Origin of the sequence: Ensifer sp. ENS08 (assembly GCF_014852195.1) — a bacterium.
GTDB lineage: Bacteria > Pseudomonadota > Alphaproteobacteria > Rhizobiales > Rhizobiaceae > Ensifer > Ensifer adhaerens.
In genome coordinates, this window is the sequence record NZ_JACVBF010000009.1 from 197645 (window position 1) to 223343 (window position 25699).

Here is a 25699-nt window from a genome sequence, read left to right on the forward strand (position 1 = left end):
CAAAAACCGGCGTTGGATTGAAATATATGCATCGCGCCTAAAAAATGTGCGATGCACACGCGGGCGCGTGCTGTCCCTGTCGTCGGGCTCGTCAGCCCGACAGGGCGGCGGAAAAATCGATCGAGAACCGGGTGCCACGGCCGGGCGTCGTGTCGACCGCGACGGTTGCCTGGTGCAATTCACTGATGCGCCGCACGATCTTCAGGCCGAGGCCGAGCTGCCCGGAGCTTTTTACATAGCCGAGGTCTTCGTTGTGCTCCGGAAGGTCGATCAGCCCCTTGCCGTCATCCTCGACACAGACGACCGGGCCGGGGCCACAGGTCAGGACGATCCGGGTTCCCGGCGGGTTGTGCTTGACGGCGTTCTCGATGAGGTTGCGCAGCATGTTTTCGACGAGCGCCGGAATGGCGGTTATCTGTGGCGTGCCTTCGTCTACGAATTCGAGGGACTTGTCGTGGTCGAAGACGAAAGGTGCAATCGCCTCCGCAACGGCGGCGCCGATCTGAGACAGGCTGGTGCGCTGGTAGGCGGAGGGATCGACGGCATCGGCGCGCGCGAGCGAGGTCAACTGCTCCAGAATATGGGTGAGTGCGTCCAGGTCGCGCTCCGCATTGCGCGCCCGCGGGTCGTCGATGCGGCTCAGTTCCATCTTGGCGATCGACACCGGCGTGCGGATTTCATGGGCGATCGACGACGAGAACAGCTTTTGCGACTGGATGAGATCGGCAACCCGGGTCAGCATCCGATTGACTGCGGTGACGAGACGGGCGATTTCCTGCGGCATCCGCGTCAACGGCAGGCGCGCATTGCTGTCGCGCGGGTCGAGGGCGTCGGCGGCCTGCGCGGCCACGGCGACCGGCCGCAGGGCGCTGCGCACCGACCAGATCGTCGCGCCGATCACGAGACAGAACATTAGCGTCATCGGCACGATCATCGAATCGAACATCTCGTGCAGCAAGGCGCCGTACATGAAGCCGTTCGGATCGTTGAGGATCGCGAGTTCGACCAGGACGACCAGGCCGCCCCGTTCGAAAGTCTGGCCGCCGGCAACGCTGAAAGGTTTGCCCGGCGCGATCAGGCGTTTCCAGAATTGCGGCGCGTCGACGTTGAGCGGCAGGAAGTGCTGGGCACATTCGGCAGTGCAGTTCGAATGGATCATCTCGCCGGACGCAGTGCGGATACGCAGGAAAATCGCGCCGTTGTCGTCGGACCGGTCGAGATAGCGTTCGCGCACGTCGCGATTGGGCTCGTAACGCGCCACGCCGTCGCGCACCTGGACATACTCGATCAGGTTTTCGGTTTCCTGCTGCAGCATGAGCACGCTCAGCTTGTCGTCGTCGAACCAGTAGTCGGCGAAGACGACGCCGATCTGGATCGCCATGGCCAGCAGCGAAAAGGCGATGATGCGGCGGGCTACGATACCGATCAGGGAAGGGTTTCGGCTCCTCATGGAGCTTGCCTGAGGAGGTAGCCGATGCCGCGCACCGTCTCGATCTGAACGCCGCTATCGAGCGGCTGCAGGCGTTTGCGCACCCTTGAAACAGCCAGTTCCAGGGCATTGGGCGTGACTTCCTGGCCATATTCCGAAAGGGCCGTTTCGAGCTTCCGCTTCGGCACGACGCGACCGACCTCGCGCATCAGGATCTCGATCAACGACCGCTCGCGCGGCGGCAAAGGCACCACCGTGCCGTCGCAGGTGAGGTCGGCGGTTGCCGGGTCGTAGCGCAATGTCCCAGCTTCCAGTACCGGCTGTACGGCCTGGGGATTGCGCCGCAGCATCGCGCGACAGCGCGACAGCAGCTCGCGATGGTGGAACGGTTTTACGAGATAGTCGTCGGCCCCGGCGTCGAGCCCGGCGATGCGCTCGTCGACAGAGCCCTTGGCCGTGATGATCAGCACCGGCAGCCCGGGATACTCCAGGCGGACGCGGCGAAGCAGCGACAGGCCGTCGCCATCGGGCAGCCCGAGGTCAAGCAGCACCAGGTCATGCTCGCGCGCCGCGATCGCCGTTTCGGCATCGGCCACGCTTGAAACCGCATCGAGGCGCCAGCCCGCATCCCGCATGGTTTCACCGACCAGTTCAACCAGTCGCGGACTGTCTTCGACCAGGAGCAGGCGCATTGATTCGTCTCGATATTACAGGGCCACCGCCGACCATATGGGCTTTCGCCGGGACTGCCAACTGCCTGCGCGACACCTACCAGCGCGCGTATCGGCGCAACAATGAGCAATCTTGACGGGGTTTGGACAGCTTGTCCGTCGTATCTCAACGGCTGAGGGGGAGGCTGCAACCTAGCAGGTGGCCGCCACGCGGCCTCCATCTCGATTGAATGCCCGTGCCTGCAACGCCCCTCCCATGCGCTCTTGCAGTCACCGCAGGAGACTACAGTTTTGAGATTTTCAGGTATTCGCCGCCCCGAAATCGGCAGTATTGCGCTCAGCGCTCTTGTCAGTGCCTATCTGCTCCTCGCCACCAACAAATCCTTCTGGACACACACGGTCGCCTATTTCGACGATTCCCTCACGGCGCGTCTGTCTTTCAGCGCGGCTCTGTGTCTGCTGACCTTCGCAGGCCTGACGCTGGCCTCCGTCAAATATGTGATGAAGCCGGTGATGATCTTCCTGATCATGGTATCGGCCGCCGCCTCCTACTTCATCGATACTTTCGGCGTCATCATCGACAAGGACATGATCGGCAACGCGGCGGTGACGACGCAGGCCGAAGCCAGCCACCTCCTGACCGGCAGTCTGGCGACGCATCTGCTGCTTTACGGGGTACTTCCGTCGCTGCTGGTGATCTGGTTCAAGCTCCGCTACCGGCCCTTCCTGTCGAATGCTGCGGTCAACCTGGCGGTGATCATTCCCTGCCTCCTCGTCAGCGGGGGGCTGGTTTACGCGAACTTTGCAAACGTCGCCTACGTGATCCGCGAACACAAGGACCTGATGAAGCGGTTCAACCCGACGGGGCCGGTTTCGGCTGCCGTGCGATATGCATCCTCGACCTATAAGCAGCGCAACATCGTCGTGCAGCCACTCGCAACCGATGCCCGACAGGGTGCGCGGATTGCCGCTGCCGGCAAGCCCGTGGTTGTCGTCGTCGTTGCCGGCGAAACCGCGCGCGCGATGAACTTCTCGCTGAACGGCTATGGGCGCGAGACCAATCCGGAACTCAAGGCTCTGGGCGTCGTCAACTACACCGACACCACGAGCTGCGGCACGGCGACGGCAACGTCGCTCCCCTGCATGTTCTCCGTCTACCCGCGTGATGAGTACAGCGACTGGAAGGCGCGCTCGACGGAAAACCTCATGAACGTGCTGACGCGCGCCGGCGTTTCGACCACCTGGTGGGACAACAACACCGGCAGCAAGGGCATTGCCGACCTCATCAACTTCGCCAGCATGACCGACCAGAAGAACAGCCCGCTCTGCAAGAACGGGGAATGCCTGGACGAGATCTTCCTCGGCGAGCTCGACAAGAAGCTCTCGGCGACCAAGAAGAACAGCGTGATCGTACTCCACCAACTCGGCAGCCACGGACCGTCCTATTACCTGCGCTATCCCGAGAAGTTCCGGCGTTTCACGCCCGATTGCCGCACGCCCGAACTGATGAAGTGTTCGGTTGAAGAAATCACGAACGCCTATGACAACACGATCCTCTACACCGACTACGTGGTGGCGAGTGTCGCCCGGTTGCTGGAAAAGCATCAGGACCAGATCGCGGGCGCGATGATCTATATGTCCGATCACGGCGAGTCGCTCGGCGAGAACGGCATCTATCTGCACGGCGCGCCCTATGCCATCGCCCCGCGCGAACAGACGCAGGTGCCGTTTATTGCGTGGTTCTCGAAGCCCTACCAGGCGGCAATGGGTGTCGATACGGCGTGCCTCGCCAAGGATACGGCGCAGCCGAAATCCCACGACAACCTGTTTCATACCGTGCTCGGCATGATGAATGTCGAGACCAAGGTCTACAAGCCGGGCCTTGATGCCTTTGCGAGCTGCACGAAGAAGCCGGGCGGCGGGGCGGCGTTCCAGGCCGCGGATACGACCAACGACTTGCCGGCAAGCCCCGTGCGTTCCTCAGGGTTTCCAGGCGCCCTTTAACGGCCCGTAAATTTGCCCACGGTCGGAACAAAACCCGGCCTCGACGCTTCCTTGAAAACACACCCCGATTTCGTTCCCGCCACGGCCGAGGCGGCCAACGCGGCCTCGGCCCTTCGGGACAGCCCAAGGAAGGAGAGGTCCGATGCGCATCGTCGGCCAGCAGGTCACTGCCGAAAGAGCCGGTCGCTCAGGGTTCACCGTCGAATTCATAGGCGACGGCGATGAGGTGGTGACAGTGATGTGTCCCCAGGACAAGGCCGGATCCCTTAACCGGCTGAACGCGATCGCGAAGGCAAAGGAAATTCTGCATGCGGCCATTGCGGCCGACGAAACGGTCGCGGCCGCCGGCGACCAGGCAGGGGTGCGTCGCGGCACCCTGCCGAACGCGCGCCGGGCGCATGATCGCGATGCGATGGAAGAGCAACTCGACGAAGGGCTCGAGGATACTTTTCCGGCAAGCGACCCGGTGTCGATCGCCAGCTCGACCATCGCCAAAGGCCATTCCCGACGCTGACATCAGGACGGCACAATAGTGGCTCCCAAGTGCGGGCATCTCGCCCGTGGCTCCTTACACGGCGGCCCTCATTCTTAATTGTCGCACGGGTCCGCGTCGCGGCCGCCGCATCTTGCATCCTTTCCGCAAAAGGCATGTTATAGCGCCTTGATCTGGCGATATTTTCGGCCTCGAACCGGCCGGCGCCCGCTATCGGAATTTGGAGAGTGAATGCATGGCCGTCCGGCATCTGACGTTCGCCGTCGGCGATATTCACGGCTGCCTCGACCAGCTGCGCGCGCTGCTGGATGAAATCGAAGACTATGCGCCAACGGGGCGGGTGATCTTTCTCGGCGACCTGATCGACCGGGGGCCGGACAGCCGCGCCGTCATTGAACTGATCATGGCTGGTCCGACGAAGCCCGGCTGGACCTGGCTGACCCTCAAGGGCAACCACGAGGAAATGCTTTGGGGTGCCAGCAGTGGTGAAAGCGATGTCGACTGGTGGCTGGTCAACGGTGGCCGAGAGACGTTGATCTCCTATGACGGCACGGTTCCCGGGCGGCACCTGAAATGGATCAAGGAGCTGCCGACGATCCTGGTCGAGCGCTTTCGCATTTTCGTTCATGCGGGCGTCGACGACACGCGGCCGCTGGAACAGCAGGACGACGGGGTTTTCCTCTGGATCCGGCCGCCCGACGACTATTCCGGCGAGTACTGGGGCCGGCACCTTTGTCATGGCCACACGCCGAGCACGGCCAATCCGCGCACGGTCGGAAACCGCACCAATGTCGATTCCGGCGCGGTGTTCAGCGGCATCCTCTCCTGCGCCATCTTCGACGACGATCAGGCGGGCGGGCCGATCGACTTCCTGACGGCGAGCAAGGCTGCCTGGCGCGTCGAGTGAGCGTTGGCATCGGTGGCGTAAATGGCATTGTGCGGGCGGCTCTCCGGTAGTAGGTGTGGCTTCTCCGCTGGGCGAAGCCTTTGCCGCCCGTCTCATCATCTCAGGGGATTGCCTTGGACGCCGCGCCTTCATCCGTTTTCACGAAGAATTTTGCTGCCCTCCTGTTCGATATGGATGGCACGTTGCTGAACTCCATGGCCGTGGTCGAGCGTGTCTGGGGCGCATGGGCGGAGCGCAATGGTCTCGACCCAGTCGAGTTTACCAAAACCGTACATGGCGTGCGCGCCGTCGATACGATCCGCAATCTCGAGCTGCCGGACATCGATCCGGAGAAGGAAGCCTACGACCTGGCGCTGGCCGAGATCGCCGACGTTGAAGGTATTGTCGAGATCCCCGGTGCGGTTGATTTCCTGAATTCTCTGCCGCCGGAAAGGTGGGCGATCGTGACGTCCGCGCCGCTGGATCTCGCCGTGCGCCGTCTCGCGGCCGCCGGCATTCCGACGCCCCAACTGATGATCACCGGTGAGGATGTTTCCATCGGCAAGCCCGATCCACAGGGCTACCGGATGGCGGCCGAGCGGCTGGGCGTGCGTGCGGAGGATTGCCTGGTGTTCGAGGACGCACCGGCCGGAATTCTGGCCGGGCTCGCAGCCGGGGCCGATGTCGTCGTCGTCACCGGTGCGCATGCGGCCGCCGAGGGAACGCCGCACATGACGCTTGCCCGCTACCACGACATCGCGGTGGAGCGCGCAACAGACGGCACGGTATCACTGCGCCGTACCGCTTGAAAACCCGTCGATGAGAACGGGAGGCCGCGTGCGGACCTCCCGTCATTCGCGTCGCTGGTTTAGGCGTTGAGCCAGCATTTCGTCAGCGCGTGCCCGCCCATCAGTTCGCCGTTCGGATCGTCGATCCAACCGCCGACCTTGTCGTTGGTCGCGTCGATATAGTTGTTGAACATCGGTACGATGACGCCGCCTTCGTCGCGCAGCATCATCGCCGCCTGATGATAGAGTGCCTTGCGCTTGGCGTTGTCGAGTTCACCACGCGCCGCAAAGATCAGCTTGTCGAAGTCCTCCCGGAGGAAGCGGGTATCGTTCCACTCGGCCTTGGAGAGATAGGCGATCGAATAGACCTGGTCCTGCGTCGGCCGCCCTGTCCAATAGGACATGCTGAAGGGCTGCTTGTTCCAGACGTCCGACCAGTAGCCGTCGCCCGGTTCGCGCTTCAGGTCGATGGTGATCCCGCATTTGGCGGCGCTCATCTGGAAGAGTTGCGCCGCATCGACGGCACCGGGAAAGGCGACATCGGAGGTCCGAAGCAGAACCGAGCCGCTGTGCCCGGATTTCTTGTAGTGGAACTTCGCCTTGTCCGGATCGAAGACGCGCTGCTCGATATCGTTGTCGAACAGCGGATAGCCCTTGATCATCGGCGTGTCGTTGCCGACGGTGCCATAGCCGGCGAGCACCTTTGCCACCATCTCCTCGCGGTCGACGGCATATTTCAGCGCCAGGCGCAGGTCGTTGTTGTCGAAGGGCGCCGTGTTGCAATGGGCGATGAAGACATAGTGACCCTTGCCCGGCACATTCCGTATGACGACGCCGGGAAGGCGACTGATCAGGGCGACCACCTTGGGCTCGATGCGGTTGATCATGTGGATCTGGCCGCTCTGGAGGGCCGCGGTCCGAGCGGTCGAGTCGTTGATGACAGCGATTTCGATCTGATCGGCATGGCCGCGCTCGGCCGAGCCCCAATAACCTTCGTGCCGCTCTGCGATATGTTTGACGCCCGGCTCGTTGGACACGACCTTGTAGGGGCCGGTGCCGATGCCCGCCGTCGGGTCGTCCTTGCCGCCGTTCGGCTGGATCATCAGGTGGTAATCGCTGACGATATAGGGCAGGTCGGCATTGGGCGCGCGCAGCGTGATGACCACGCTGTCGCCATCGACTTTGATCGTCTCGAAGTCCTGAACGAAGGGCAGGGCCGCAGACTTGGAGTCCGCGTCGCCATGACGCTCGAACGTCGCCACCACGTCGGCCGGGGTCAGTTCCTTGCCGTTGTGGAAGGTCACGTCCTTGCGGATCTTGAAGCGCCAGGTCTTGGCGTCCGGCGTCGCCTCGTAGGCTTCCGCAAGCCGGTACTCGATCTCGCCCGTCGGCGAGACTTCGACGAGCTGTTCGCCCCAGCAGCGCCCGAGCGTGTAGGGGACCTGACTTGCCCAGGTTGCCGGGTCCAGGCTGTTCGTCGATTCCCCGCCGACGAGGCCCGCCTTGAGTGTTCCGCCCTTGACCGGCCCTGCGGCGCGGGCCGCTTGGCCAAGCAGCAGGTTCGCCGAGGCGGCGGTTATCCCGAGTGCCGCGGCGCGTCCGAGAAACTCCCGTCGCGACAGCCGGCCCGCGGCAACCTGCTTGCTCATGAATTCCAGTTCAATTGGCATGTCTTACTCCCTCTCTTGCAAGACCCACCCGGTGTAACCGGTATCGTTGCAGATATTGGAGGCAGATGCCGCGCCTGGTGTGTTGCCGCGCGACAGATGGTGGCGCAGATCGGCGAAAGAAAGTCGTATTCTCGACCGAATAGTTGAGGCGCCGTCACCCCTTGCGGGCGTAGCGTTGCAGGATCGCGGAGATATCCGGCTCGGTCTTGTCGGTGTCGAGTTCGGCGCGAAGCTCGACCGCGTCGAGGTGTTCGAGCATGATCCGTTCCGCCGTGGCGGTGTCGCGCGATTGCAGGGCGCGGATGATCTGGACATGCTCGTCGACGGCACATTCCGGCGAATGCAGCCGCGCGAAGCGAGCGAGGATCAGCGAACAGCGTGAGACGATCTCGCGGACGAACCGCGTCAGCGCCTGTGAGCCCGTAAGCTCGGCAAGCAGGATGTGAAACTCGCCAGCGAGCCGGATCGAAAGCGGGCCGTGATCTGTAAGCGCCGTCTCCTCCTGCCGGACATGCTGCTGCAGCCGCTTGACGCCGGGGGCGTCGAGATCGGCGACGAGCCGTCGGATCACCTCGGCTTCGAGCATGCGTCGCAGTGCGAAGATGTCGCGGGCTTCCTCCAATGTCGGCTCGGCCACGCAGGCGCCCTTATTGGCGCGTAAATCGACAATGCCTTCTGCGTTGAGCCGGACCAGGGCCGCCCGAACGCTGGTACGGCTGACCTTGAAATGGTCGGCGATCGTATCTTCGGAAAGTTTCGTTCCGGGCCTCAGGGCCTGTTCCAGGATCGCCTGGCGCAGAAGCTTGTAGACCACTTCGCTGCGGCTAGATTTCTCAGACAAGGTTGCCTCCCCAACGGGCGATCGGGGACCGGCCGAACATGTCCCTTGTCTTCGATAGCGCCCGTCCAAATGGTCGTCAATATTGTATACAATAATGTTGATGTTTGTATTCTCTTGTCGTATGCAATTGCAGGCGCCGACAAAAAAAGGCCGGTGCCGGCCGGTTCGGGAGGAGGCGTGCGGAGAGGACCGCGCGACCTGAGAAGGCCTGAAAGGGAACAGCCAATGGGAGGGAATTCATGAACAGCAGGATTCTGCAGCTCTGTGCGACAGTTGCCGGCATCGCCGTCGGCCTGGTGGCCACGACCACTGCCAACGCCGCGACGACGCTCGAAACCGTCAAGGCCCGCGGCAAGCTGATCTGCGGCGTCTCGATGAGCACGCCGGGCTTTGCGACGGCCGATGCCAAGGGTCACATGGAGGGCTTCGACGTCGATGTCTGCCGCGCCGTGGCGGCTGCCGTATTCGGCGATCCGGAAAAGGTCGACTTCGTCCTGACCAACATCAATACGCGCTTCCAGGCGCTTCAGTCCGGCGAGATCGACATGCTGTCGCGCCAGACGACCATGACCTTTTCGCGCGAAACCTCACTCGGGCTCGATTTCGGCCCGACCGTGTTCTACGACGGCCAGGGTCTGATGGTGCCGAAGTCGCTCGGCGTCAGCAGCGCCAAGGAACTGACCGACGCGGCGATCTGCACGCTGCCGGGCACCACGACCGCCCAGAACCTCAGCGACTTCTTCCGTACGATCGGCGGCAAGTTCGAGTTGGTCGTCTTCGAAAGCCCGGACGAAAACCGCAACGCCTTCTTCTCCGGCCGCTGCGAGGCGATCTCGTCCGACCGTTCGGACCTTGCCTCGATCCGCGCCGTTGCCAACAACCCGGACGATTACGTCGTGCTGCCGGAAACGATCTCCAAGGAGCCGCTGGCGCCGGCCGTTCGCCAGAACGATTCCAACTGGCGTGACATCGTCTCCTGGTCTGCCTGGATGCTGATGGCTGCCGAAGAGCGTGGGATCACCCAGGCCAATGTCGACGAGATGACCAAGAGCGAGGATCCGGAGATCCAGCGCATGCTCGGCGTCAGCGAAGAACTCGGCAAGATGCTGAACCTCGACAACAAGTGGGGCTACAACATCATCAAGGGGGTTGGAAACTACGGCGAAGTGTTTGAGCGCAACCTCGGCACCAAGACCGCGCTTGGCCTGACGCGTGGCCCGAACACGCGCTGGAGCGAAGGTGGCCTACTCTACGCACCGCCGTTCCGTTGAGAATCGACGGGCCCGCGCGTTTCGCTCGGGTCCACGTCTCCACATGGTGCCTAATCGGCCCGTGGAGAGTGCGCGCGGTATGCCGCCGTACTATAAACGATAGAAATCGATCAAGTTATGATCTTGGGTCGCGCCGGCCCGAGATCATTGTGCTCCAAGGGACGGGTGCCGATGCCCCTGTTTTATGACGCGCGCATTCGCGCCTATCTCTATCAAGTGATCGCCGTCGGCGTCGTGCTGCTCATCGCCTGGGTGATGTTCAGCACCGCAAGCGCCAATCTTGCCAAGCAGGATATTGCGACCGGTTTCGGCTTCCTGGCGCGCCAGGCCGGATTTGTCATTACCGAATCTGCCATCACCTATGAGCCGACGGATACGATCGGCCGCGCGATCCTCGTCGGCATCACCAACACGGTCAAGGTTTCGCTGCTCGCTGCCCTGTTCGGCACTGTTCTCGGGCTGTTGGTCGGCATCGGGCGGCTGTCGCACAATCCGGTGTTGTCGCGGCTGATGCTTGCCTATGTGGAAGCGCTGCGCAACGTGCCGCTGCTGCTTTATCTTCTGCTCTGGTATTCGCTGATCATCTCCGTGTTTCCGCCAGTCAAGCAGGCGATCGAGATGCTTCCCGGCGTCTTTCTCTCGAACAGCGGCCTGGTCACGCCGGCGTTGCACTGGCAGAGCGGTTTCGCTGCGCTGGTCACGGCCTTTGTTGCCGGCGTCGCTGCCGCCGTCGTTACCGCGCGCATTCTCGGCCGCCGCCGCATCGCAACCGGCAAGGAGCGGCCGATTGCCCTGTTCGCGACGATCGCGTTTCTGCTGCCGCTCGCCGCAACCATCCTCTTCGCAAACATCTCGGTCACCTGGGATGTGCCGGAACTCGGCCGCTTCCGCCTGAGCGGCGGCTATCATTTGCGCCCCGAATTCGTGGCGCTTCTGCTAGGGCTGACGCTCAGCGTGTCGGCCAATGTCGCGGAAATCGTTCGCGCTGGCATCCAGGCAGTCAGCAAGGGGCAGTGGGAAGCGGCGACGGCACTTGGCCTGTCGCGGGCACGCACGCTGAAGCTCGTGATCCTGCCACAGGCGCTGCGCATCATCATTCCGCCGCTCACCAACACCTATCTGACCGTGTTCAAGAACAGCTCGCTCGCGATCGCCATCGGCTATCCGGATCTGGTGATGGTCTCAAACACGATTATGAACCAGACGGGCCAGGCGATTGAAGCCATTGCCATTTTCATGGGCGTCTATCTCGGCCTGTCGATCCTGATCTCGCTGGTGATGAACTGGTACAATGCGCGGGTCGCGCTGAGGGAGCGTTGAGCCATGACACAGGTCGACACCCTCGTGAGCAATGCGACGCTTGCGCCGAGCCGCGAAGCGCCACCGGCATCGCGCAGCCGCTGGTTCAGCGCCTATTTCGGCACGCCCGGCAATGCGCTGATCACCATCCTCTGCCTCGGCACGGTCTTTGCGCTCGCCAAGCTCGCAATCGGCTGGCTCTTCGTCGACGCCACCTTTGTCGGCACGCCGGCGGAATGCAAGGCGACCAGCGGCGCCTGCTGGCCGTTCCTGTCGGCGAAGATGCGCTACATCTTTTTCGGCTTTTATCCCTTTGAAGAGCAATGGCGCCCGCTGACGGCGATGCTTCTGTTTCTCGGCGCCTGCCTCGTCTCGATGATGCCGAAGGTCTGGGGGCGGGGACTGCTGATCGCCTGGGTCGCCATCGTCCTGCCGGTGCTCTATGTGCTGATGGCGGGCGGCTATTTCGGCCTCACGGTCGTGCCCACGACGCAATGGGGCGGGCTGCCGCTTTCCTTCATGCTCTCCTTCATCGGGCTTGCCTGCGCGCTCCCGCTTGGCATTGCGCTGGCGCTCGCCCGCGCATCGAGCCTTCCGGCAATCCGCGTCCTCGGCGTCGGCTTCATCGAGATCGTGCGCGGGGTGCCGCTGATCAGCATCCTGTTCATGGCGACGGTCATGCTGCCCCTGTTCATGCCCAATGGCATCACCATCGACAAGCTCGTCCGGGCGCAGGTGGCGATCATCCTCTTTGCCGCCGCCTATATTGCCGAGATCGTGCGCGGCGGCCTGCAGGCGGTTCCCAACGGGCAGGTCGAGGCCGGCCATTCGCTGGGTCTGCATTACTGGCAGATCATGCGTAAAATCGTGCTGCCGCAGGCGCTGAAGAAGGTCATTCCGCCCTTGGTCAGCCTGTTCATCGGCTTCTTCCAGGATACAACGCTGGTGACGATCGTCGGTCTGCTCGACTTCCTCGACACCGTCCGCACCGCCATGCGCGACCCGCAATGGCAGGGCATCGCGGTGCTGGAGGGCTATGTCTTCGCGGCTGTTGTATACTTCGTTTTCAGCGCTCTCATGGGGGCTTACAGCCGTTTCCTCGAGCAATATTTCAGGACCACGCATGACTAAAGAGATCCACGTCATCCGCAAAGCGCATACGCTCGTCGCCTTCGACCGCAAGCTTAATGGCCATGTCTATCTCAACGACGCCGACGTCGCCTATGACGAGAAGGGCTTCGTGCATGTCGGCGGCCACTATGACGGTCCGTTCGTCAGCGAAAGCTCCGGCCGCGACCGGATGATCCTGCCGGGCTTCGTCAACGTGCATTGCCATTCCGGCGAGGAGCCGATCTCCAAGGGCATCTTCGAGGACATGGGGACGGCAGCGCTCTGGGGCAATGCGCTCTACGAATACTCCAACCTTCTGGAAATCGATGACGATGCGATTGAGGCGTCGCTGACGGTCATGGTCGGCGACCTGATGCGTAGTGGCGTCACCACGTTGCTCGATATTGCCGGCCCGCATGCGAGCTGGCTGCCGACGCTTGCCAAGAGTGGTGCACGCGCCTTCGTCGCGCCGGGTTTCCGCGAAGCGCAATGGCACGTCGAAGACAGCCATCGTCTTGACTTCCGTTGGGACAGGGCGCGGGGGCGCGATGCCTTTGCGCGAGCGCTTGAGGTCGTCGATACTGCGAATGCACACCCATCGGGCCGCCTTGGCGGCGTCGTCGCACCGTCGCAGATCGAGACCTGCTCGCCGGAACTGCTGCAGGATGCGGTGGCGGCAGCGCGTCAGCGCGGCATGCCGATCACCATTCATGCTGCCCAGACCATGACCGAGCACGAAGAACTCTTGCGCCGGCACGGGCTGACGGCCGTACAATATCTCGAAAAGCTGGGTCTGCTCGGCAAGGACCTGATCCTTGGTCATTGCATCTTCGTCGACAGCCATTCCTGGACGCGACAGCGCACGGAGATCGACTTGCGTCTGCTCGCCGATCGCCAGACGACCGTCGCCCATTGCCCGGTCACCTTCTCGCGCAGCGGCATGGCGCTGGAATCGGTCGGCCGCTACCGCCGCGCCGGCGTCAACGTCGCGCTCGGAACCGACAGTTATCCGTTCAACATGCTCGAAGAAATGCGCCAGGCGATGATCTGCGCGCGGCTCTCGGGCAAGTCCGTCTTCGACGTATCCACCGGCGACATCTTCGAGGCGGCGACGACCGCCGGCGCGCGGGCACTTGGCCGGGACGACATCGGCCGGATCGCCGTCGGCTCGAAGGCGGATTTCCTGGTGGTCGATCTCAGGCACCACGCCATGCAGCCGGTCTACGACCCCTTGCGCAATCTCCTGCATTGCGCGGCGGAGCGGGCGATCGAGCGTGTCCACGTGGACGGCACTTGCGTCGTCAGTGATGGCCGCCCGACCTTGATCGATTATGACGGCGCGCTCGCAAAGCTCCAGGAAGCGCAGGACTGCGCTTGCCGCAAGGCGGCTGAGAACGACACGAAGGGTCGCGCGATGGAGACACTTGCGCCGCTCTCACTGCCGCGCAGGTAATTCCGGCCGCGGTCCGTCAGGACAGAAAGCGGTGTGCGGCGAAGAGGCAGATCAGGACTGTCGCCGCCGCGCCCGCCAGCGCGCCAAGACGCCTTTCGAGGAAATCCCGGATCTCTTCGCCGAAACGGCGCAGCAGCCAGGCGAGCAGGAAGAATCGCGCGCCGCGGGCAATGATCGCCGAGACGATGAACAGGCCGAGATTGATGTTGGCGGCGCCTGAAAGGATGGTCACGACCTTGATCGGCGGCAGATGCGCCAGGCCCGAGGTGACGAGCAGCAATGCCAGCATCTCGCTGTCGACCGAGGCCTTCAGGTGCTCGAAGGTGTCGAGCTTGCCGTAGAACTCGAGCAATGGCCTTGCGATGGTGTCGAAGGCATAATGGCCGAGATACCAGCCGGCGATGCCGCCAAGTACCGAGCAGACCGTCGCCACGAGCGCATAGCGCCAGGCCCGTTCCGGGCGCGCCAGCGCCATCGGGATCAAGAGAAGATCGGCCGGAACCGGGAAGATCGAGCTTTCCACAAAGGCAATGATGCCAAGCCAGACAATGGCGGTTTCCCGTGTGGCGAGCGACATTGTCCAATCGTACAGGCGTCGGAGCATGAGGTGCGGTTCTCTGTTGGCCCGGGGTCCGTTTACAGGCCCCAAGGCTCGTCTATAGGCCAGAGAGCAGGGTGTAAATGTGGCTGACTTCTGTATTTGAGACAATTCTCACGAGAAGCCGTGCCGGCGTTATCGGGCAGCCGCCATGCGCGCGTAGCGCCCTGGCGGTTGCCCGACATGGCGGCTGAAGGCCGTGCTGAAGGTGCTTGCCGAGCTGTAGCCGACATGTTCGGCGACGGCGGCAAGATCCAGTTCGCGTTGCCGCAGCAGGTCCTTGGCGATCGCCATGCGCCAGACGAGCAGATACTCCATCGGTGGCACGCCGACGGCGCGCGTGAAGCGCTCGAAGAAGACGGAGCGCGACAGTGCGGCCTCGTGCGCCAGCTCCGTCACGGTCCAGGGATGGGCGGGATCGGCGTGGATCTGGCGAATGGCCACCGCCAGCCGCGCATCTCCCAGCCCGCGCAACAGGCCGGGTGCCGCGCTCTCCCCTTCAATTGATCGAAGCGCCTCGACAAGCATCACTTCCACAAGGCGTGCGAGGACCAGGTCGTGGCCCGGGCGTACGTCGCGTGCTTCTTCGCCCACTATGCGGATGAGCGTCGAAAGCCGTTCTATCCCGCGCAGATGCATCAATGCCGGCAGCAGCGAAACGAGCAGTCCGGCGTCGGGCGACTCGAGGACGAAATAGCCGCCGAGCAGGCGCACGTCCGGTTCGCCGTCCTGCCTGCCATGGCGAACTTCGCCGACCGGTGACGGCGCCGCCTTGGGATCGATGAAGGTCGGCTGAACCGGATCGAAGCCCGAGATGGTGAAGCCGGGCGTGCGAGGCAACAACACGAAGTCGCCCGCCTGCAGCGTCACCGGCGCCGCGCCATCGACTGCCAGCCGGCACGATCCCTCGATGGCGGTACAAAAGCTCGGATGACCGAATTCGGAGTAGCGAACCGCCCAGCGGCCGGCACCGCTGATGCCTTTGGTGAACACTGTGCGTGGGCGGAGAAGCTGAATGAGCTGCGAGAGAGGATCGGTCATTTCAGGATGCTAGCAAATAAAATCAGGACTTCAAGCCGTAGAACGTCCGCAGTCCGCGCAGTACTCCGTTTCCATCGCAACCACGAAGGATACCGCTATGAAGACCGTACTGATCACTGGCTGCTCTTCCGGCTACGGGCTGGAGACTGCGCGCCGCTTTCATGCCGAAGGCTGGGGCGTGATTGCCACGATGCGCTCGCCCCGACACGATATTCTGCCGAATTCGAAGCGGCTTCGTTTGCTGGCACTCGATGTCACCAATCCCGACAGCGTCTCAGCCGCCATCGCGGAAAGCGGTCCGATCGATGCGCTCGTCAACAATGCGGGCATCGGCGTGGTGGGTGCCTTCGAGGCAACGCCGATGTCCCATATCCGCAAGGTCTTCGACACCAATACCTTCGGCGTGATGGCGATGACCCAGGCGGTGATCCCGCAGTTCCGTGCTCGCCGGTCCGGCGTCGTCGTCAACGTCACCTCCAGCGTGACGCTTGCTTCCATGCCGCTGGCTGCCGCCTATACCGCCAGCAAGACGGCGATCACTGGCTTCACCGGTTCGCTTGCCCACGAGCTTGCCGCCTTCGATATCCGTGTCAAGCTGGTCGAGCCAGGTTACGCGCCAACCACGCGCTTTGCTCACAACACGACGATGCGGGTCGAGGACCTGATCCCCGAGGCCTATGCCGAATTCGCAGCGCCGATCTTCGCCCAATTTGCAGCACCGTCTCTGGTGACGACCGAGGCCGACGTCGCGGAGGCCGTCTGGCAAGCGGCGAACGATTTGTCCGGCCAGCTCCATTTCCCGGCCGGCGACGATGCGGTGGCGCTGGCACAGGCAGGCTGACGTACCTGAACTCAACTGCGCGTCTTCAGGCGATCTCGGGGTAGCCGAGACGATGCGCGAACCGCGCCAGTTCCGCCACAGGCTCGTAATCGGCATCCGACAGAACCGCGAAGTCTTTTAGGGAAAGCACAGCGCGGGCCTCAGCCAAATGGGGCTCCGTGATCGCCCGTCCGAGTGAACTGCGCAGCAGCAAAAGCTCGTCGTCCGAGGCGTCGCCGCGGGTGACGAGAGGCAGGCCCGGCGTGCTGGCGGTGGCGGTCAAGACCCGCAGACCGGCCACGCGTTCCGGATCAAAACGTTGCGTGTTGCCATAGGTCACGCAGTCGATGGCGGCCACGTCGGCAGTGCCCGATGCAACCGCATCTATGCTTGCCAAATGGCTGCCGGTTTCGGCAACAGAGGAGAAGAACCGGCCATTGCGGCTGCGGGGCGCGATCGCGGCGCGCAACAGGTTGGTTCCGGAATTGCTGATCGGATCGTTGATGGCAGCCCGTGTCCCCCGGAGATCTTCGAGGGAACGGACCGGTGCGTTTGCTCGCACGATGACGAAGCTGCACATGTCGGGCCCGTCGCAGCCCGGGTGCCCGTAGACCGGCGTAGCGACAAGGCGAACCTTGCCGCGCAAATGCCGCACGTAGGGATAGCCGCAGGTTTGCGCGAGCAGCAGCGCCGGATGAAGCCAGGCATCGGCATGATGGAGGACGGCGTCCAATCGGTCGGGCACATCCGTCAGGCCCTCGCGCCGCAGGTCGTCGCGCAGGAACGCCCAGAGCGTTGCCGTTGCGGCCGCGAGCGGCTGAGGGCTGACATACATCGCAAGGCTGGCTATCCGCATGGTTTCCCCGCGCTCCATGAGCACTCCCGCCATGGCGTAAAATGCGTTCGGCGAAGCGTCAAGGCCGTGGTCGCGGCGCCAAAGCGGTGGCAGCCATGCGTCTGGATGGCGGCGCCGATGTGCGGTGCTAGGCCGTGCGGCGAAGGCCAGCCCGCTCCACCGCGGCCGTTTCAGATCGACGTCCGCTGGATGTCGTGCGGAAGCGCTCGACCAGATCGAACAGGCCGGATGCCTGGCCTGAGAGCCTGTGGGTCATGGCGGTGCTGTCCTCGACCATCGCATTGTTCTGCTGGGTCACGGCGTCCAGCGACAGCATGGTCTGGTTGATGTGCTGCAGGTCGGTTGCCTGGTTGCGCGCGTCGCCCGCGATCTGCAGCGTCTGCTCGTTGATCGCGTGGATCTGACCGGAGATTTCGTCGAGCGCGTCGCCAGCGGCCCTGACGAGAGAAACGCCCTTCGCCACTTCCTCGGCCGACGCGGTGATGATCGCCTTGATCTCCCGGGCGGCCTGCGCCGACTTCTGCGCGAGTTCCCGCACCTCATGGGCAACGACCGCAAAGCCCTTACCCGCTTCGCCGGCACGCGCCGCCTCGACCCCGGCGTTCAGCGCCAGGAGGTTGGTCTGGAAGGCGATATCGTTGATCGTGCCGATGATCTGAGAGATGGCGACCGATCCCTTCTCGATCTGGGCCATGGCGCAGACGGCGTTCATCACCACCTGACCCGAACGATCGGAACTCGCCTTGGCAGCGGCGGCGATCGTGGTTGCGGATGTGGCGTGTTCTGCGGTGCGGCCGATGGTGGCGGTGATTGCGCCGAGCGCCGCGGTCGCTTCCTCCAGCGTCGCCGCCTGATGTTCGGTGCGCTTGGCGAGTTGGCCGATGGCGTCGCGCATCTCGCCGGTCTCGCCGTCGATCTCGGCGCTTCTCGCCTTCACGTCACCGAGCGTGACCGCCAGGCTCTCCAGCGACAGGTTGAAGTCCGAGCGCAGGCGATCGAAGCCGGCGCCGAAGGGGCGGTCGATGCGGGCCGTCAGATCGCCGTGGGACAAACGTTCGAGCCCCGAGGCCAGCATTTCGACGGCCTCGTTGATCTGGCGCGATACCTCGGCCTGGGTCGTCTCGCGGCCGTGCCGTTCCTCCTCGATCATGGTTTGCGTCTCCGCTGCCTCGGTTTCGAGGCGGGCACGGTCGCGAAGAGCGTCGCGGAAAACAAGGACGGAGCGGGCCATGTCACCGATCTCGTCCTTGCGGGTACCGCCAACACCGCTGATCGTCGTGTCGCCATCGGCGAGCCTGCTCATGTCGCGGACGAGACCGGTAATCGGGTGCGTCAGTCGGCGCGAGTACCAGATGGAGATCGCCAGCGCAGCCGCGAGGACGGCAAGCGCGGTCGCGAGCGTCCAGTTGCGCAAGGCGGTAACCGCGGAAAAGGCCTCCTGCGAGGTCATGACCGCAGCAATGGTCCAGCGCGTGCCGAAAGCATCAAGGTTGGTGGCCGCCATCTGGGCTTCCTCGCCGCGGAAATCCGCAAGCCTGCTGCTGACGATGCCGTCTTCCGCCGGCTGGTCGGCCACGATCCGGGCGTTCAGCATATCGTTGCCGGGTGTGGCGGCGCTGTCGGCGAGGAAGAACCCGTTACTGTCGAGCAAAATCGTTTCGCCGGTTTCGCCAAGGCCCGTGCGGTTGCCGACGATTTCGCCGATGCGCCCATCCGGCATTTCGAGGATCAGCGTGCCGATCTTGCCGTCGATCGATTCCAGGGGGGTGGCGACGAACGCAGCGGGGCTGCCGCCAAGCGGCGAATAGGCCTCGTAGGACGCAAAGGCGAGCTTGCTCTTGTCCGTTCCCTCGGCCGTTTCCCGGAAGACGCGGCCAAGCCCGGTGTCCTTCCAGGCCGCGTCCTTGAGGTTGACGCCAAAATCCCGCTTCTTGTTGAGGGCGTATACGACATCGCCGCTGAGATTGGCGAGCAGCACGTCGCGATAGCCGTGGGCTTCCGCGAAGCGCCGGAAGAACGGGTGATAGCGCGCATGCAGCGCGTCGTAGTCGTCGACGCCGGCGGAGCTGTAGAGGGCGCGCTTGTCTTCGGCGTTGGGGTTTTCCGCCAGATAGCGGCGCTGCAATTCGCTTTCGGTCTTTTCCCCGAACTTGGCGGCTGCGCCATTGAGGTCGGTTAGCGCCTTGGCGACGGACTTCTGTGCTTGCAGATTGCGCAGGTCGTTTTCCACGGTGGTGAGGTAATGGCGTAGCTCGTTGCGGCGGGCATCGGCGAGCGCCTCCAGCTTTTCGATTGCCGCGCGTGACGAGAGATTGCCGCTGACGGTCAGGCTGGCAAGACTGGTGGCAGCAATGGAAAAGGCGGCCAGAGCCGCCGCAGCGAGAGGAAGCTTCGCGGACAAACGCATAACAATCACCGGACGTGCAAGGGGAGGAGGCCATGCCGAAGGCTGGTCGCGACGCCTCATGCGTCCGGCGGAAGGGCTTCCGCGCGGAGAGTTATACTGTCTCACGTTACAGCTTGATGACAGCTGGATGACATCGCCAAAGTTTGCCGTGAAGAGCGACGGCTCTATCTCGGCAAGGCGCCTGTCAGGAAAATGTCGGCGCAGCTTTCTGCTCGCGCCGTGATCGTCGCCTCGTCGATGGTGCCAAGGCAACCCATCATGACGGCGCGTTGCGGCTCCATCGCCATCATGCCGCGCAGCATGCCTGCGGTCAGACGCGGGTCTGCCACCGCGAGCCGGCCGTGGGCCACCTGCGTCCTCAGCCATCGCTCCAAGGTGGCACTTGTCCGCTGGATCGCCTGTTCCCAGAAGGTGGCAGCAACTTCGGGAAAGCGTTCTGCCTCGGCGAGCACCAGGCGGATGATCGCGATCGTGTCGTGCGAGAGCACGAGATGTCCGTAGGCGGCAAGCAGGTGCACCAGGCCACCCCTTACGCCCAGATCTTCCAGGTTCTCTTCATCGGCTTCCAGTACGAACTCGGCGATCCTGAGGGAGATGACGCGCTCGAAGAGATCGGCCTTGGTGGGAAACAGCCGATAGAGCGTCTTGGTGGAAACGCCGGCATTCTGAGCTATGACGTTGATGTTCGCCGCCTCGTAGCCGAAGTCGCAGAATTGCCGTTCGGCGGCGAGGACGATCACCTGGCGCGTCTCGTCGTCCGGTCGGACCTGGGGACGGCCGCGGGAGCGTCGCGGCTTCTGCTTTTCGATCATGGCGGCTTTCCAAATTCATCGAATTTTTAGGTGAGCCGAGTTGAGAAAGCAATTGTTTTCCGAAATTTTCTGTGCCGCCTGTCCTGACCGTGGCGGATATTGCGACCTTTGCGAACACGTTCTAGCTTTGCTGCATGGCGACGTCGAAACTCACGACCTATCGTGCGAAGCGGGACTTTTCCCGGACGCCGGAGCCTGCCGGAAGAAGTGGCGCGGAGGGCAATCGTTTCGTCGTGCACAAGCACCATGCCACTGCCGATCACTATGATCTCAGATTACAGGTCGGCGACGTGCTGAAAAGCTGGGCGGTCCCCAGGGGGCCGTCGCTCAACCCCGCCGACAAACGGCTGGCTGTCGAGACCGAGGATCATCCGCTCGACTACATCGACTTCGAGGGCGTCATCCCGGAAGGCGAATATGGCGGTGGGCCGATGATCGTCTGGGACACCGGCGTCTGGGCACCGATGGACGATATCGAAAAGAGCCTGAGAACCGGCGCGTTCAAGTTCCGTCTAGCCGGCGAAAAGCTCAATGGCGGCTGGATGCTGACGCGGCTGAAGCCGAAACCGGGAGACGACGACACGCGCAACTGGCTGCTGTTCAAAGAGCATGATCCAGCCGCCGATCCTGATGTCGACATTCTGACGGCACGCCCGGAGAGCGTGAAAAGCGGGCGGCGCATCGAAGAATTGGTCGAGCCGCCAAAGAAGCCGGCTAAAGCGGCGAAGCCGGCCGTCCTCAAGCCCGGCTCGTTGCCGGGCGCTGTGAAAGGTCCGAAGCCGCAGCGGATCGAGCCGCAGCTCGCCAGCCCGACCCCGAAACCGCCCGGGGCCTCACCGGGAGAACAGACCTGGCTGCACGAAATCAAGTTCGATGGCTACCGCACGATGGCGGATCTCTCGGATGGTTCCGTACGGCTGATCACGCGCAGCGGGCTCGACTGGACGAAACGCTACGGCGATCTGCCAGACGCATTCCGCAAGTTGCCTTGTCGGGAAGCGATGATCGATGGCGAGATCGTCGCTCTCGACGACAAGGGCATTAGCCGCTTCTCGCTGTTGCAGGAGGCTCTTTCATCCGGGACCGATGGCAAGCTCGTCTTCTATGCCTTCGACATCCTCCATCTCGACGGCTGGAATCTCGCCGAAGTTCCATTGGAAAAGCGCAAGGGTCTGCTGGCGCAGCTGCTTGAAGGGCAGATATCGAGCCGTTCCGCCATTCAGTTCAGCGACCATGTGGAAGGTGACGGGCGCGGGCTCTACGATCAGGCGGCCGAGCTGGGGCTGGAAGGGATCGTATCAAAGCGTGCCTCCGCACCCTACCGCAGCGGACGCACCCAGACCTGGACCAAGACCAAAGCGCTCAAAAGCGAAGACTTCGTGATCGCAGGCTACACCGTCTCCGAGGCGGCCGAGGGGCTGGCGGCACTGGCGCTCGGGGAGTGGGTGGACGGCGAGCTGCACTACCGCGGCAAGGTCGGCACCGGCTTCGATGCGGCGACAGCCAAGCAATTACTCGCCCGGCTGCAAGCCTTGCGCGGGGGTGAGACCGCGCTGGACGGTGCGCCCAGGGAAATCCTCTGGGTGCGGCCGGTGCTATCCGCCCGCATCCACTACTCCAACCGCACGACCGACAATGTCTTGCGGCATGCGGTGTTCAAGGGGCTTCGCGATGTCGAGCTTTCGGCCCCGGCGACGGCGCCGCGCAAGCGGCTGATCACGGACGCCGACCTGGCGACGATCCAGGTGACCAACGCCGACCGCCGGGTGTTCGGAAGATCCGGACCGACCAAACTCGACATTGCCGTCTACTATGCGCTCGTCGGCGATTTCATGCTGCCGCATATCCTCGGACGACCGGTGTCGCTTTTCCGCTGCCCGACGGGGAAGCGGGCCGATTGCTTCTTCCAGCGCCATCCCTTCACCGGCATGCCGCCCTCCATCGTCGGCTTCAACGCGACCAATTCCGAGGGCGAGAGCAAGTCCTTCCTCTCGATCGAAGGCACGAAGGGTTATCTTGCGCTCGCTCAGTTCGGCGTGATCGAGCTTCATAGCTGGGGTTCGCGGCGCACGCGCTTGGAGAAGCCCGATCGCGTCGTCTTCGATCTTGATCCCGGCGAGGGGATCTCGTGGCGCGACGTGGTCGAGGCAGCGGTCCATATTCGCGGCGAGCTGGAAGCAATCGGCCTCGTTCCTTTCGTCAAGACGTCTGGCGGCAGCGGCATCCACGTCGTGGTGCCGGTCAAGCCGAAGCTGGACTGGAAGAAGACACACCAGGCAACGAGCGCGATAGCGACGCGGTTGGCGGCGGCCGCACCCCAGACCTTCACCACGACCATGGGCAAGGAAAACCGCGTCAAGCGCATCTTCATCGACTTCCACCGCAATGCCCGCAGCCATACGGCGGCCGCTCCCTATTCGCTGCGGGCACGCACCAATCTGCCGGCTTCGGCCCCGCTTCAGTGGGCGGATCTGGAGACTATCGACGCTCCGGAGGATTTGAACTATTCTTCGCTGCCTGGACTTCTGGATACTTTCGGCGATCCCTGGGCGGATATCGACGACTTTGCCAAGGATCTGCCGCTTCTGTCCGAAACGAGGACGTAATGCGTTTGGCCGCGTAGGAGACATCAATGGCGCCCAGGGCAAGTTGGAAAGGTTATCTCAAACTCAGTCTCGTCAGTTGCCCCGTCAGGCTCTATCCGGCGACCAGTTCGAGCGAGCGCATCAGCTTCAACCAGCTGCACAAGGACACCCACAACCGGATCAACATGAAGCCGGTCGATCCGGAACTCGGGCTCGTCGAGCGCTCGGATCTGGTCAAGGGCTACGAATACGAGGACAAGAAATATATCATCATCGAGGACAGCGATCTCGACAGCGTCAGGATCGAATCCAATCACACGATGAACATCGAGGCCTTCGTCGATGAAGGCTCCGTCGACGTGATCTACCAGGACGCGCCCTATTATCTCGCGCCCGACGGCGCGATGGCCGAGGAAACCTTCGTCGTCCTGCGCGAAGCGCTGAAAAAGAGCGGCAAGGTGGCGATCGCGCGCCTGGTGCTTTCGAGCCGTGAACGCGTCGTGACCATCGGCGCGCGCGAAACCGGAATGTTCGTCTGTACGCTGAGAAACCCGAGCGAAGTGCGCGGAACCGCTGAATATTTCGGCAATGTACCCGTTGGTCATCCGGACCCTGAAATGCTGCAGCTTGCCGAAGCCTTGATCCAGCAGAAGATGACGGTCTTCGACCCGAAGAACTATGAGGATCGTTATGAGATCGCGCTGATGAAGATGATCCGCGAGAAGCTCAAAGGTCATAAGCCGATCATTGCGGCAGCCCCTGAGCGCGGCAATGTCATCAACCTTATGGATGCGCTGAAGGCGAGCCTGTCGCAGTCGAAGCCGCCTGCAAAGAGCAAGCCCAAGGCCGAGCCGGCAGCCAAGCAAACCACCAAGGCGGCAGCGCCAGCCAAGCGGACGGCGGCAAAGCCGGCCGCGAAGAAGAAAGCCTGATGGCTGTTGCAGGCCAGACATTCGGTATCGTCGGGGCGTTGTCGGCCTTCCCGCGCCGGCTTGTGGCGCGCGAGGTCGAGCGCCAGCACGGCCACGTGCGTCGCGGCGTGACGCGCCAGACGACCTATCTGGTGTTCGGCCGCAGCCTGCTTGCCAAATCGAGTGAGGCGGAGATCGAAGCCCGTTTCGATGCCGAACATTCGTCCGGGCGGTGGCTTATCAGCGAGAACGGCTTTCTTCGCCTTTTGGGGTTGATGTCGGTGCCGGCTGCGTCCGCGCTTAGTCGCCAGTCGCTGATCGATCAGGCGAGGCTCTCGCCGCGCATCTTCGACCTGCTCTCGCTGTTCGACGCTTTCGAGCATGGCAGCGAGCCCTACTCGTTCCGCGACCTCATCCTCGCCAGGAAATATGCCGAGCTGATTGCCAGCGGCGCGAGTTGGACTGCGATCGCCCGGTCCGTTCATCGCTCCGGACCGGTCGCCTCGTTGACGGCGCTTTCGCTGCACCACGGTGGCACCGATGCGATCTATGCCCGCAGCGCCGAGGGCCTGAGCGAGCTGAATGGGCAATTGCTCTTCGATCTCGACACACCCGACGATGCCGCCCTGGAAGATCTCTTCGATCTGGCCGAGGAGGCGGAAGCCAATGGCGACTACCTGGAGGCTGCGGCCTTCTATCAACGCTATCTCGCTATGGACCGGACGGATTCGGTCGCGGCCTTCAACCGCGCCAATTGCCTGAAGGCAGCCGGACGGGAGCTAGATGCGGCCCATGATTACGCCCGCGCCATCAAGCTCGATCCATCCTTCGTCGAGGCCTGGTTCAACCTCGCGGGGCTGATGAACGAACGGGGGCGGATCGACGCCGCGCGCAGGCATCTCGGGAAGGCGATCGAGATTGACGGCGACTATGCCGACGCCGTCTTCAACCTGGCGAAACTCGAATTCGATGCCGGCGATCTCGCGGAGGCGAAGCGTTGGTGGACCCGCTATCTCGAACTCGATAGCGATAGCGAATGGGCGCGAACGGCGGAGCGCGGCGTGCAATATGTCGACCTGCAGAGCCGCCCGAGAACAGGCTGATGTGGGCGACAAATTTCTCTTCGACGGACCCGACGATGCCGCGGTCACCATCCTTCTTGCCCATGGCGCCGGCGCGCCGATGGATTCGGCTTCGATGACCGCGACCGCAGCGGCGCTTTCGACGGCAGGCTTTCGCGTTGCACGCTTCGAGTTCGGCTATATGGCGGCAAGGCGTACCGTTGAGGGGCGCAAGCCGCCGCCTCGCGCCGACACGCTCAATCCGGAATATCACGCCGCCATCGAGGATCTGGACGTCAAAGGCCCACTTATCATCGGCGGCAAGTCGATGGGGGGACGCGTCGCGAGCATGATCGCCGATCCGCTGCATGCGGCCGGCAGGATCACCGGGCTGCTCTGCCTCGGTTATCCCTTCCATCCGCCAGCCAAGCCCGAGCAACTGCGCACCAAGCACCTGGCCGGCCTCAAGACGCCGACGCTGATCTGCCAGGGAACCCGCGACGAATTCGGCACGCGCGAGGAAGTGCAGAACTACGTGCTTTCCGATGCGATCGAAGTCCTGTGGCTCGAGGACGGAGACCATGATCTCAAACCGCGCAAGAGCATTTCCGGCTTTTCGACCGCCGATCACTTAAGGACCTTGGCCGATGCGGTGGCAGCCTGGGCTGCCCGGCTGACACGCTGATCCGATCG

22 protein-coding genes are annotated in these 25699 nt (G+C 63.2%); 13 read left to right on the forward strand and 9 right to left on the reverse strand.

All coding sequences use genetic code 11. The features are described from left to right. Positions 1 to 91: 91 nt before the first annotated feature. Both IB272_RS20480 and IB272_RS20485 read right to left on the reverse strand, forming a co-directional pair. Positions 92 to 1450 carry a HAMP domain-containing sensor histidine kinase gene (locus tag IB272_RS20480; protein ID WP_192444843.1) on the reverse strand — a complete coding sequence of 453 codons (1359 nt, stop codon included), beginning with the start codon at positions 1448 to 1450 and terminating at the stop codon, positions 92 to 94. Further along, on the reverse strand, positions 1447 to 2121 hold the full coding sequence (locus IB272_RS20485) for a response regulator transcription factor (RefSeq protein WP_034799630.1): 675 nt from the start codon (positions 2119 to 2121) through the stop codon (positions 1447 to 1449). The genes IB272_RS20480 and IB272_RS20485 overlap by 4 nt, the downstream gene beginning before the upstream one ends. A 270-nt stretch (positions 2122 to 2391) precedes the next feature. On the opposite strand from IB272_RS20485, the gene IB272_RS20490 reads away from it, so the two are divergent. From IB272_RS20490 to IB272_RS20505, 4 genes are all read left to right on the forward strand, one after another. Continuing rightward, a complete protein-coding gene (locus IB272_RS20490) occupies positions 2392 to 4104 on the forward strand; it encodes a phosphoethanolamine--lipid A transferase (RefSeq protein WP_060586247.1) in 1713 nt (570 codons plus the stop codon). A 142-nt stretch (positions 4105 to 4246) separates the two neighbouring features. Continuing rightward, positions 4247 to 4618, forward strand: a complete 372-nt coding sequence (locus IB272_RS20495; protein ID WP_090295831.1) for a hypothetical protein — start codon at positions 4247 to 4249, stop codon at positions 4616 to 4618. A 214-nt stretch (positions 4619 to 4832) separates the two neighbouring features. Continuing rightward, positions 4833 to 5504, forward strand: coding sequence for a metallophosphoesterase family protein (locus IB272_RS20500; RefSeq protein WP_034799633.1), 672 nt, complete (start codon positions 4833 to 4835; stop codon positions 5502 to 5504). Positions 5505 to 5617: 113 nt separating this feature from the next. Beyond that, on the forward strand, positions 5618 to 6292 hold the full coding sequence (locus IB272_RS20505; protein ID WP_083523538.1) for an HAD family hydrolase: 675 nt from the start codon (positions 5618 to 5620) through the stop codon (positions 6290 to 6292). Between the two features lie 59 nt (positions 6293 to 6351). On the opposite strand, the gene IB272_RS20510 is transcribed toward IB272_RS20505, so the two are convergent. Both IB272_RS20510 and IB272_RS20515 read right to left on the reverse strand, forming a co-directional pair. After that, positions 6352 to 7941 (reverse strand): ABC transporter substrate-binding protein, encoded by a 1590-nt coding sequence (locus IB272_RS20510; RefSeq protein ID WP_060518168.1) that lies wholly within the window; start codon positions 7939 to 7941, stop codon positions 6352 to 6354. A 154-nt stretch (positions 7942 to 8095) separates the two neighbouring features. Continuing rightward, positions 8096 to 8782 (reverse strand): GntR family transcriptional regulator, encoded by a 687-nt coding sequence (locus tag IB272_RS20515; protein ID WP_192444845.1) that lies wholly within the window; start codon positions 8780 to 8782, stop codon positions 8096 to 8098. A gap of 239 nt (positions 8783 to 9021) precedes the next feature. On the opposite strand from IB272_RS20515, the gene IB272_RS20520 reads away from it, so the two are divergent. From IB272_RS20520 to IB272_RS20535, 4 genes are all read left to right on the forward strand, one after another. Next, positions 9022 to 10053, forward strand: coding sequence for an amino acid ABC transporter substrate-binding protein (locus IB272_RS20520; protein ID WP_060530331.1), 1032 nt, complete (start codon positions 9022 to 9024; stop codon positions 10051 to 10053). A gap of 171 nt (positions 10054 to 10224) precedes the next feature. Beyond that, positions 10225 to 11373, forward strand: a complete 1149-nt coding sequence (locus tag IB272_RS20525) for an ABC transporter permease subunit (RefSeq protein ID WP_060601369.1) — start codon at positions 10225 to 10227, stop codon at positions 11371 to 11373. Positions 11374 to 11376: 3 nt separating this feature from the next. Continuing rightward, a complete protein-coding gene (locus tag IB272_RS20530; RefSeq protein WP_192444847.1) occupies positions 11377 to 12483 on the forward strand; it encodes an amino acid ABC transporter permease in 1107 nt (368 codons plus the stop codon). After that, positions 12476 to 13915, forward strand: coding sequence for an amidohydrolase family protein (locus IB272_RS20535; RefSeq protein ID WP_192444849.1), 1440 nt, complete (start codon positions 12476 to 12478; stop codon positions 13913 to 13915). The genes IB272_RS20530 and IB272_RS20535 overlap by 8 nt, the downstream gene beginning before the upstream one ends. 16 nt (positions 13916 to 13931) lie before the next feature. Here IB272_RS20535 and IB272_RS20540 read toward each other — a convergent pair whose 3' ends face one another. Then, a complete protein-coding gene (locus IB272_RS20540; RefSeq protein WP_034799640.1) occupies positions 13932 to 14519 on the reverse strand; it encodes a YqaA family protein in 588 nt (195 codons plus the stop codon). Between the two features lie 129 nt (positions 14520 to 14648). Next, positions 14649 to 15554, reverse strand: coding sequence for an AraC family transcriptional regulator (locus IB272_RS20545; RefSeq protein ID WP_192444851.1), 906 nt, complete (start codon positions 15552 to 15554; stop codon positions 14649 to 14651). Positions 15555 to 15651: 97 nt separating this feature from the next. Here IB272_RS20545 and IB272_RS20550 point away from each other — a divergent pair, with 97 nt between their 5' ends. Further along, entirely contained in the window at positions 15652 to 16395 is a 744-nt protein-coding gene (locus tag IB272_RS20550; protein ID WP_192444853.1) for an SDR family oxidoreductase, read from the forward strand. A gap of 25 nt (positions 16396 to 16420) precedes the next feature. Here IB272_RS20550 and IB272_RS20555 read toward each other — a convergent pair whose 3' ends face one another. The 3 genes from IB272_RS20555 to IB272_RS20565 all read right to left on the reverse strand — a co-directional run bounded on the left by IB272_RS20555 (position 16421) and on the right by IB272_RS20565 (position 20449). After that, the gene (locus tag IB272_RS20555; protein ID WP_060518324.1) at positions 16421 to 17230 is read right to left on the reverse strand and encodes a PhnD/SsuA/transferrin family substrate-binding protein; all 810 of its coding nucleotides are present in this window, start codon (positions 17228 to 17230) and stop codon (positions 16421 to 16423) included. Positions 17231 to 17357: 127 nt separating this feature from the next. Next, on the reverse strand, positions 17358 to 19637 hold the full coding sequence (locus tag IB272_RS20560) for a methyl-accepting chemotaxis protein (protein ID WP_112985874.1): 2280 nt from the start codon (positions 19635 to 19637) through the stop codon (positions 17358 to 17360). Positions 19638 to 19801: 164 nt separating this feature from the next. Then, positions 19802 to 20449 carry a TetR/AcrR family transcriptional regulator gene (locus tag IB272_RS20565; protein WP_112772179.1) on the reverse strand — a complete coding sequence of 216 codons (648 nt, stop codon included), beginning with the start codon at positions 20447 to 20449 and terminating at the stop codon, positions 19802 to 19804. Between the two features lie 134 nt (positions 20450 to 20583). Here IB272_RS20565 and ligD point away from each other — a divergent pair, with 134 nt between their 5' ends. Genes ligD through IB272_RS20585 form a run of 4 tightly spaced genes read left to right on the forward strand, consistent with a single transcriptional unit; the run spans position 20584 to position 25691 of the window. Continuing rightward, positions 20584 to 23055, forward strand: a complete 2472-nt coding sequence (gene ligD, locus IB272_RS20570; RefSeq protein WP_192444856.1) for a DNA ligase D — start codon at positions 20584 to 20586, stop codon at positions 23053 to 23055. Between the two features lie 26 nt (positions 23056 to 23081). Continuing rightward, on the forward strand, positions 23082 to 23966 hold the full coding sequence (locus tag IB272_RS20575; RefSeq protein WP_034799645.1) for a Ku protein: 885 nt from the start codon (positions 23082 to 23084) through the stop codon (positions 23964 to 23966). Beyond that, positions 23966 to 25048, forward strand: a complete 1083-nt coding sequence (locus IB272_RS20580) for a tetratricopeptide repeat protein (RefSeq protein WP_192444858.1) — start codon at positions 23966 to 23968, stop codon at positions 25046 to 25048. The genes IB272_RS20575 and IB272_RS20580 overlap by 1 nt, the downstream gene beginning before the upstream one ends. A gap of 1 nt (position 25049) precedes the next feature. Then, on the forward strand, positions 25050 to 25691 hold the full coding sequence (locus IB272_RS20585) for an alpha/beta family hydrolase (RefSeq protein ID WP_113136224.1): 642 nt from the start codon (positions 25050 to 25052) through the stop codon (positions 25689 to 25691). The last annotated feature ends 8 nt before the right edge of the window (positions 25692 to 25699 follow it).

What these genes read in the sequence shown, in the direction of transcription:
- IB272_RS20495 (WP_090295831.1), top strand. Translation starts at nt 4,247, where the DNA reads ATGCGCATCGTCGGCCAGCAGGTCACTGCCGAAAGAGCCGGTCGCTCA.
- IB272_RS20530 (WP_192444847.1), top strand. Translation starts at nt 11,377, where the DNA reads ATGACACAGGTCGACACCCTCGTGAGCAATGCGACGCTTGCGCCGAGC.
- IB272_RS20485 (WP_034799630.1), bottom strand. Translation starts at nt 2,121, where the DNA reads ATGCGCCTGCTCCTGGTCGAAGACAGTCCGCGACTGGTTGAACTGGTC.
- IB272_RS20550 (WP_192444853.1), top strand. Translation starts at nt 15,652, where the DNA reads ATGAAGACCGTACTGATCACTGGCTGCTCTTCCGGCTACGGGCTGGAG.
- IB272_RS20525 (WP_060601369.1), top strand. Translation starts at nt 10,225, where the DNA reads ATGCCCCTGTTTTATGACGCGCGCATTCGCGCCTATCTCTATCAAGTG.
- IB272_RS20480 (WP_192444843.1), bottom strand. Translation starts at nt 1,450, where the DNA reads ATGAGGAGCCGAAACCCTTCCCTGATCGGTATCGTAGCCCGCCGCATC.
- IB272_RS20500 (WP_034799633.1), top strand. Translation starts at nt 4,833, where the DNA reads ATGGCCGTCCGGCATCTGACGTTCGCCGTCGGCGATATTCACGGCTGC.
- IB272_RS20520 (WP_060530331.1), top strand. Translation starts at nt 9,022, where the DNA reads ATGAACAGCAGGATTCTGCAGCTCTGTGCGACAGTTGCCGGCATCGCC.
- IB272_RS20575 (WP_034799645.1), top strand. Translation starts at nt 23,082, where the DNA reads ATGGCGCCCAGGGCAAGTTGGAAAGGTTATCTCAAACTCAGTCTCGTC.
- IB272_RS20535 (WP_192444849.1), top strand. Translation starts at nt 12,476, where the DNA reads ATGACTAAAGAGATCCACGTCATCCGCAAAGCGCATACGCTCGTCGCC.
- IB272_RS20580 (WP_192444858.1), top strand. Translation starts at nt 23,966, where the DNA reads ATGGCTGTTGCAGGCCAGACATTCGGTATCGTCGGGGCGTTGTCGGCC.
- IB272_RS20540 (WP_034799640.1), bottom strand. Translation starts at nt 14,519, where the DNA reads ATGCTCCGACGCCTGTACGATTGGACAATGTCGCTCGCCACACGGGAA.
- IB272_RS20510 (WP_060518168.1), bottom strand. Translation starts at nt 7,941, where the DNA reads ATGCCAATTGAACTGGAATTCATGAGCAAGCAGGTTGCCGCGGGCCGG.
- IB272_RS20555 (WP_060518324.1), bottom strand. Translation starts at nt 17,230, where the DNA reads ATGCGGATAGCCAGCCTTGCGATGTATGTCAGCCCTCAGCCGCTCGCG.
- IB272_RS20545 (WP_192444851.1), bottom strand. Translation starts at nt 15,554, where the DNA reads ATGACCGATCCTCTCTCGCAGCTCATTCAGCTTCTCCGCCCACGCACA.
- IB272_RS20565 (WP_112772179.1), bottom strand. Translation starts at nt 20,449, where the DNA reads ATGATCGAAAAGCAGAAGCCGCGACGCTCCCGCGGCCGTCCCCAGGTC.
- ligD (WP_192444856.1), top strand. Translation starts at nt 20,584, where the DNA reads ATGGCGACGTCGAAACTCACGACCTATCGTGCGAAGCGGGACTTTTCC.
- IB272_RS20560 (WP_112985874.1), bottom strand. Translation starts at nt 19,637, where the DNA reads ATGCGTTTGTCCGCGAAGCTTCCTCTCGCTGCGGCGGCTCTGGCCGCC.